We start from the raw sequence: 6,440 nt of genomic DNA, 5'->3' as shown, positions 1-6,440 counted from the left end.
CGACAGGGCTCGCAACGTCGGTCGAAAACCTCAGTTCAGGTCGACCAGGGCGACCTTCGCCGCGCCCACGGACTCGGCGATGACCTTTCGTACGTCGGCCGGGACGTCCTTGTTGACGCGCAGCATGACCGTCGCACCCTCCTGGTCGACGTCCTGGCTCAGCTGGGCGGCCTGGATGTCGATCTCGGCCTCGCCCAGCTTGGTGCCGATCTTGCCCAGGGCGCCGGGGCGATCGTCGTAATTGAGGACGGCCAGGTTGAGGCCCTCGGCGCGCATGTCGTAGTTGCGGCCGTTGATGTTGACGATCTTCTGGACCTGCTGCGGCTCGGTCAGGGCGCCGGAGACGTTGAGGGTGCGGCCGTCGCCGAAGACGGCGCGCAGGTCGACCAGGCTGCGGTGCGAGGGGCTCTCCGACACCGTGGTGACGGTGGCCTCGATGCCGCGGTCCTTGGCCAGCGCGGGCGCGTTGACGAAGGTGACCGGATCCTCGATGAGCGCGGAGAAGATGCCGCGCAACGCCGAAAGCTCCAGCACCGCAACGTCTTCCGAGGACAGCTCGCCGCGCACCTGCACCTCCAGGCTGACCGGCAGCTCATCGGCCAGCGCGCCCAGCAGCACGCCCTGCTTACGCACGATCTCGAGCCACGGCGCGACCTCCTCGCCCACCGCGCCACCGGTCACGTTCACCGCACCCGGCACGAATTCCCCTGCCAGCGCGAGCAATACGGACTTGGCTACATCGGTGCCCGCGCGGTCCTGCGCCTCGGCGGTGGATGCGCCCAGATGCGGGGTCACCACGACCTGCGGCAGCTCGAACAGCGGGCTGTCGGTGCACGGCTCGGTCTCGAACACGTCGATACCGGCGGCCCGCACATGCCCGGACTTGATGGCCTCGGCGAGCGCGCCCTCGTCGATCAGCCCGCCGCGCGCGGCGTTGACGATGATGACACCCTTCTTGGTGAGCGCCAGCTTCTCCTTGCTCAGCAGCCCCTTGGTCTCCGGCGTCTTGGGCAGATGCACCGAGATCAGATCCGCCCGCTGCAACAGCTCGTCCAGCGACAGCAGCTCGATACCCAACTGCGCGGCGCGCGCGGGCGAGACGTAGGGGTCGTAGGCGACGATCTTGGTCTCGAACGCGGCCAGCCGCGCCGCGAACAACTGACCGATCCGGCCCAGGCCGATCACGCCGACGGTCTTGCCGAAGATCTCCACACCATTGAACTTGCTGCGCGCCCAGGTGTGTTCGCGCAGGGTGGCGTCGGCGGCCGGAATCTGGCGCGCCGCCGCCAGCAGCAGCGTCACCGCGTGCTCGGCGGCGGTGTGGATATTGGAGGTCGGCGCGTTGACGACCATGACGCCGCGCTCGGTGGCCGCGGGCACATCGACATTGTCGAGGCCGACGCCGGCACGGGCGACGATCTTGAGGTTCTTACCCGCCTCGAGCACCTCGGCGTCGACGGTGGTCGCCGACCGCACCAGCAGCGCGTCCGCCTCGGGCACCGCGGCCAGCAGCTCGGGTCGATTGGGGCCGTCGACCCAGCGAACCTCGACACCGTCACCGAGCGCGTCGACGGTCGACTGGGCGAGCTTGTCGGCGATCAGAACAACAGGACGGCCATGGGGGCTCACGGTAGGGCACTCCTGGGGAAGGGTCGGCAATTACCGCCGCCAGCTTAATGGGCGGGTTTCCCGCGGTCCCTACCCCCTGGTAGTCGCCCGCCATCAGTACGAACGACCAATTCCGGATGGAAGTCTCGCACCGCGGGCCGAGCCCTCGCGAGACAACGAACCCATTGCGGTCCCGTGAACGGAATGAACCCGGTTCGTCCGCTTCGTGCCGATCCGGCGAAGGCTTGGCAAAAACCACCGTTATGCCTGGCCAGGGCCGATTTTCACGGTCACCTTGGGAGCATGGCCATCACCCGGCGCACCTGTTCGGCAATGTTGGCGACCGGCCTGCTCGCATTCGTCGTCGACGCCCACCTGCCGCGCGCCCGCGCGACCGAGCCCGGCTCGAACAAGGTGGCCGTGATCGGTATCGACGGCTGTCTCCACAGCGAGTTGCTCGCCGCCGCGACTCCGAACCTGCAGCGGCTCGCCGCCCAGGGCACACTGAGCCGCTATTCGATCGCCCCGCACACCACGGTCTCGTGCCCGTCCTGGTCGGCGGTGCTGACCGGCGTCTGGGACACCCGCACCGGCATCTGCGACAACGACGCCACCTGCTCGCCGGAGCACCTGAGTCGCTACCCCACGGTCTTCAACCGCATCAAACGCGCCGCGCCGCAACGAAAGACGGCCTCGATCGCCACCTGGGACACCATCGGCCGCATCGCCGGGACGGGCGAGCCGCACGCCGATGTGATCGTCACCGCGGGCTCGAACCCGTACGGCACCTACGGTTGTGAGGCCGATATCGATATCGGCACCGCCCACGCGACGGTCGCCGCCATCGCCGAGGGCACCGACTTCGTCTTCACCCATTTCGATCAGGTCGACATCGCCGGGCACCGCCTGCGGGCGAGCAATCCGCAGGCCTATCGCGACGCCATCAGCCGGGTCGACATCCTGGTCGGCCGGATCGTCGCCGCGATCGAACAGCGCACCCGCGCGCACCCGGACGAACGCTGGACGATCCTGGTGACCACCGATCACGGTCACAAGCCCGAGGGCGGCCACGGCGGCCAAAGCGCTTACGAGGTAGCCAGTTTCGTCATCGCGCGGGGTCCGGACTTCGCCGTGGGTCGGACCTACAACGGCTACTCCCTGATCGATATCACCCCGACGGTCCTCGACCTCCTCGGCCTGCCGACCGTGCCCGATCTGGACGGAAAGTCCTTGCGCGCGGGCGGGTCCGGCGATCCGGCCGCTGTTCCGCCGCACACGCCGGTCGTCGGACGTCCGCTGAATCCGGCAACGACCCGCCTTGCGGCCCTCCCGTTTCCCTACGACGCGGGGTGCCGGGTGAACGTCGGTCCGCAGGGCGACTGATCAGCCCGCCGCCTGGGCCCGATCGTCGGTCGCGCGCATCGCATACACCCGCTCCAGGAAATCGCTGTGCGCGCGCAGCGTCGAATCCAGCAGCTCACGCCAGGTTCGCCGGTCGATGCGGGAGTCGCTGTCCAGCGAGGACCGCGACGCCGGGCGCAGCTTATCGATGTGATCGACGATGAAGGTCAGCCGTCGGCGCGGGAACTGCGCGCCGAGGCGCGGATTCTCGGTGAGGAAGGTATCCAGCGCGTAGAGATAGTTGATCGCGCGGTTGTACTCCTCGTCGGTGAGGTGGTAGTCCATCCGCTTGATCTCCACGATCCACAGTTCCCCGGAGTCGTGCAGCAGCACGAAGTCCGGCTCGCGCTTCTCGCTGCCGATCGACGTGGTGACCAGGGTGATGCCGTATTTCTGCGCGTACCAGCGTTCGAAGCTCGCGCGCACGCGTTTGAGCGATTCGTTCATCCCCAGCGGCGTCCACTCCGGGGCGAGCAGCCAGGGTGCGCGCTCGATCAGTTCCTGGAACGGGCGCTCCAGCGAGCGCCGGTCATCGATGAGCCTGCGCAGCCGGTCCACCACGGCCACCCGCTCGCTGGCGATCTGCCCCAGCGAGTAGATCTCGGCCACCCGCGCCCGCTCGAACAGCGCGACCACCACATCGAGATGCGGATCGTTCTCCTCGGCGATCTCCTTCAGCGTCTCCAGCAGACTGCGCTGCGGACCGAGCGAGAGAGCAAGCCGCACAATGCTTTCCACGTGTCCCGGATCGTCCAGTGCGGCACGGTCCTTGTTGGCCACCAGGATTCGGGCGGCGTCGACGACGGAGTCGCGGAACATCCTGTCCCCCGGCGCGATGGCCTCGAGGGCCGCATAGATGTGCGACTTCTCGACGAACTCCTCCCACACCCGGCGCCGGATCGACCGCTCCCCCATGCGCCCGATCTCCTTGATCAGATCGCGACCCCACACCGCCAGCGCCTCCCCGCGCGCGGAATTCCACATGATGTCCTGGCGGTCCGAGCGCACCAGATCCTCGTCGCCGTCGAGCCAGTCCACATGGATCGCACCGACCAGGTACGAGCGCAGCTTGTACTCGCCGGTGAATCCGGAGGGAATGCCGAAATCCCGGGTCTGCGCGACGATCTTGCCGCGCGCGTAGATGCGCACCCCGGCCATCGCCTCGTCGCGATAGGGCTGCTTGGAGTAGGCGACCCAGCCCGAGACCGGCAGGAAGCCCCGGCCCACCCGAACCGGCCGGTGCGCCACATCGATACGGGTCTCCTCCATCACGTCGATGGGCAGATCACTGAGGGTGAAGCTCTCGTCGGTGGCCGCGCCGTTGCGGACCTCGACCCGCCAGTCCGGCCGCTCGATGCCGAACCGCGCCGCGAGTTGGCGATTCAGCTCCGGTCCGGAGTTCACCCGCTTGCGGAAGAAGTCCCGCAGGATCACCGTGGTGCCGCGCTCGGCGCTGAACGTGCCGTCGCGCGCGCCGACCTTCGGGTAGTAGTCGCTCTCGGTATCGGACACCATGTCGTCGAGATCCATGACGATATGCGAGACCGGCCAGCCCCGCGGCGTGCGATCGCCGGTGCCGCTGCCCGCGGTGATCACCTCGATGGTCCGGCAGATGCCGAAGGCGGCCAGCTTCCCGATTCCCTTGCGGCCCATGACCGGTCGGCGGCGCTCGCGCGACAGATCCGAGCCGGTGCGCAACCGGCGATCCGATCCGACCATCAGATAGTGCTCGTTCACCTCCGCGGCGGTCATGCCGTGGCCGTTGTCGGTGACGATGATTCGATGCGGTGACCGTTCGGCGGCGCGGACGGTGCCGCCCAGCGTCACGCCCCAGGGCAGTGCCACCTCCACCACGGTGGCGTCGGCGTCGTAGGAATTGGCGATGAGTTCGGCCAGTACGGCCGAGACGCGGTCGTAGAGTTTGATGCCCAGCTTGTCGATCGCCAGGCGGCTGATCCGCATCGTGTACTTGTGATCGGACTGCACGTCGCCGTCCATAGCGGGCCTCCCACTCGCCCGTCGGGTAGCCGTCGGTCAGCTACCACTGATCTCATCCTTCGCCGGATCGTTGACCAGCGGTTGAACGAGGAAACACCAGGTGGTCACGACCCGGTTCCGGATTTGCTCCACGTCTCGAGTCGATTACCGACCGGTCCGAAATTCGGATGCCCGGTACCCGTCCGGCTCGCTACCCTCGGCCGATGAGCCTGCGCGCGATCCCGGATTCGATGGACCCCACGGTGGTGGGTTCGATTGACGCCGAGCTCGATCGGATCGCGCGCGAGCATCGGGTGCGGATCGAGCTGGCCGTCGAAAGCGGCAGCCGCGCTTGGGGTTTCCCATCGCCGGACTCCGATTACGACTGCCGGTTCGTCTACGTGGCGAGTCTGGACGGCTATCTGTCGCCGTGGCAGGCACGCGATGTGATCGAGACGCCGCTGTCGGCCTGCTCGATGTGAACGGGTGGGACCTGGGCAAGGCGCTGCGGCTGCTGGTGGGCGGCAATGCCGTGCTCATCGAGTGGCTCATGTCGCCGATCGTCTACCGCGGCGACGAGGAGTTCCGTACCGCACTGCGGGCATTGGCCGAGCAGGTGGCCGACCGCGATCGGGTGGCGCGGCACTATCTGCATCTGGGCATGCGGCAGTGGCGGCTGTTCGGCGACAGCGGGTCGCTGAAGAAGGTGTTCTATTCGCTGCGCCCGGCGATGGCGCTGCGGTGGTTGCGGGAGCATCCGCGGGCGGCGGTCGCGCCGATGCATCTGCCGACGCTGCTGGGGCAGTGTGAGCTGCCCGCCGAGCTGGTATCGGCCGTGCGCGAGCTGACCGAGCTGAAGTCGCGGACGCGGGAGATGGGCAGCGGCGTGATGCCCGCGCCGATCGCGACGTTCGTCACCGCGGAGTTCGAGTATGCGGCGCGGGCCCATGCGAAGGGCTCGGGCCGCGATCTCGCGCGGGCGCGGGAGCTGACTGCAAAGTTCTTTCAGGAACGGGTCCTGACCGCCGCTCAGCTGGCGTAACCAGGCATTTGCGGGGACGTGCCCACATATTCTCGGGCAGCCCAGAGCGTTGGCACGTGATTATACCGTAATAGGTGAATCGCCCCCGCGATCGGGGCTTGCCGCATCCTCGGCGGTATTCGTCACCCAGAAATGGATCGGCCCCGGACAGTTACCGTCCGGGGCCGATCCAGGGGTCGATTACACGACCATCACTGCAGCTCAGCGGCCGAAGGAGCCGGTCCACAGGGTGTCAACGAGACCGTGCAGAGCGGCGCCCAGGGTGTTGAACAGACCGTTCAGAGCGGCGCTACCGGTGTCGATGATAACGGGGATCATAAATACCTCTCCTTTGTGCAATCCCAGTTGAACTGGCTGACGATCTGCATATCGAGAGGCCATCTCCAGGCGTTAGCAGAAAGTTTCAACGAGT

At 67.4% G+C, this 6,440-nt stretch carries 3 protein-coding genes and 1 pseudogene; 2 read left to right on the top strand and 2 right to left on the bottom strand.

Annotated features, from left to right (window positions below):
• Positions 1–30: 30 nt before the first annotated feature.
• Positions 31–1,629, bottom strand: coding sequence for a phosphoglycerate dehydrogenase (serA, locus tag NDR87_RS21900; protein ID WP_251914882.1), 1,599 nt, complete (start codon positions 1,627–1,629; stop codon positions 31–33).
• 282 nt (positions 1,630–1,911) lie between these two features.
• Here serA and NDR87_RS21895 point away from each other — a divergent pair, with 282 nt between their 5' ends.
• Positions 1,912–2,991, top strand: coding sequence for an alkaline phosphatase family protein (locus NDR87_RS21895; RefSeq protein WP_251914881.1), 1,080 nt, complete (start codon positions 1,912–1,914; stop codon positions 2,989–2,991).
• Here NDR87_RS21895 and NDR87_RS21890 read toward each other — a convergent pair whose 3' ends face one another.
• Positions 2,992–5,007 carry an ATP-binding protein gene (locus NDR87_RS21890; protein WP_251914880.1) on the bottom strand — a complete coding sequence of 672 codons (2,016 nt, stop codon included), beginning with the start codon at positions 5,005–5,007 and terminating at the stop codon, positions 2,992–2,994.
• Positions 5,008–5,174: 167 nt separating this feature from the next.
• Here NDR87_RS21890 and NDR87_RS21880 point away from each other — a divergent pair.
• Positions 5,175–6,028, top strand: a pseudogene (locus NDR87_RS21880) (DNA polymerase beta superfamily protein).
• The last annotated feature ends 412 nt before the right edge of the window (positions 6,029–6,440 follow it).

The organism is Nocardia sp. CDC159 (genome assembly GCF_023740735.1).
In the GTDB taxonomy this organism is placed as follows: domain Bacteria; phylum Actinomycetota; class Actinomycetes; order Mycobacteriales; family Mycobacteriaceae; genus Nocardia; species Nocardia pulmonis.
Note: the sequence above shows the minus strand (reverse complement) of the source record. Positions and strands in the feature narration are given on the sequence as shown.

Coding starts and splice junctions, on each gene's coding strand:
- NDR87_RS21895 (WP_251914881.1), top strand. CDS start 1,912: ATGGCCATCACCCGGCGCACCTGTTCGGCAATGTTGGCGACCGGCCTG.
- NDR87_RS21890 (WP_251914880.1), bottom strand. CDS start 5,007: ATGGACGGCGACGTGCAGTCCGATCACAAGTACACGATGCGGATCAGC.